This window comes from Mesorhizobium sp. M7A.F.Ca.US.014.04.1.1, assembly GCF_003998745.1.
Lineage (GTDB): Bacteria > Pseudomonadota > Alphaproteobacteria > Rhizobiales > Rhizobiaceae > Mesorhizobium > Mesorhizobium ciceri.
Genome location: NZ_RZRW01001045.1, coordinates 1 through 1,200, shown reverse-complemented (window position 1 = coordinate 1,200; position 1,200 = coordinate 1). Strand labels below are relative to the sequence as shown.

2 protein-coding genes are annotated in these 1,200 nt (G+C 59.6%); both read right to left on the bottom strand.

Going from position 1 to position 1,200, the window contains the following annotated elements; all coding sequences use genetic code 11:
* Positions 1–57: 57 nt before the first annotated feature.
* On the bottom strand, positions 58–588 hold the full coding sequence (locus EOA22_RS34320; RefSeq protein ID WP_063170620.1) for a DUF1003 domain-containing protein: 531 nt from the start codon (positions 586–588) through the stop codon (positions 58–60).
* Positions 589–628: 40 nt separating this feature from the next.
* On the bottom strand, positions 629–1,200 hold a 572-nt coding region (locus EOA22_RS34315), incomplete at its 5' end, for an alpha/beta hydrolase (RefSeq protein WP_164756208.1).

The window sequence follows — 1,200 nt, the reverse complement described above, 5'->3', positions numbered from 1 at the left end:
CTGTAAGCTCGTGTTGGGTTGGTACGCTGCGGCGGCTTGCCGGCGCGGTCGCTTTGATCAAGCTTCCTGCTGATCTTCAGAAGCCTGCTGGATTTGGGTCATCACCTTTCGGGGATCGACATTCTCTGCCAGTTGCCGCAGCTCTTTGTCGGCCGGGGTGGAGACATTCAGACGCACCGCCAAGGCAGCCACCATCTCGATCAGCCGCGTGGTTTCATGTTCGTTAAGGAGGCTGATCTGCAAATCCAGTTCCGCTCGGCGCTCGCTGTGTTCGGCCATTCTGTTCTGATTGATCAGCACGAAGGTAGACAGGAAGATTGCCTCGACGGAAGCGACCATGGCCAGGATCACGAAAGTTGGGTCCCAAGCTGGGATGGCTGGTATCGCGCCTAGGTTTGCAAGGATCCAGGCGACGAGGATTGCGAGATGCAGATAGACGAAAGTCATGCTCCCCGCGAAGCGCGAAATAGCCCCGGCAATCCGCACCTGAACGCTTTGGTGCTCCTCCTGTTGTCGCCTGTGCTCGACCAGTGCCTCTATGTTCTGGTGGAGCACCGACTGCATGTTGGCTGGACGTTGGTCGCTCATTTGAAAAGCTCGTTTGAACGACGATCTCGTGCAAGCGGCGTCACTTGTCGCCCGCCTGGAACATTTGCGGAGCCGGACCTAGCTTGAACTCGTCGGCACGCAGCTTACGTCGCTGCCGACGGCCCGATTGGGAAAGGGCGTGCCGTGCTGAAATCGTGTGCACCATACCGACTACTGCCTGCGGGGCGCTCTGATGAACCATATGGCCAGCGCCCGGAATCACCTCGAGGAGAGACCCACCAACTTCGGCATGCAGGCGCCGTGCATGCCGTTCCGCATCGAACAACCGGTCTCCAGATCCCGCCAGGATGCCGGTCGGTACGGAAATGTCCTTATAGCTGGCCTTCTTCGACAGGGCCGCGGCCAGCATAGATGCTGACTCCGAACAAACCGCCCGCAGTTGGGAAGGGCGGCTGGCGGCATCCTTGGCGGATGCGGCGAAGTCGCTGGCGATCATAGCGGGTCGAAATATCTTTTCCATTGCCCAAGGCCAGGCAAGCCTCACAAGCAGCGGCAACAAGGTGTGGCGAAACCCCGTTCCGATCACCGGCAATGCCGGGAGTGCGGCCAGTGCAAGATCCAGCCGCGGTGGCGGATAGTAATAGCCTGAGA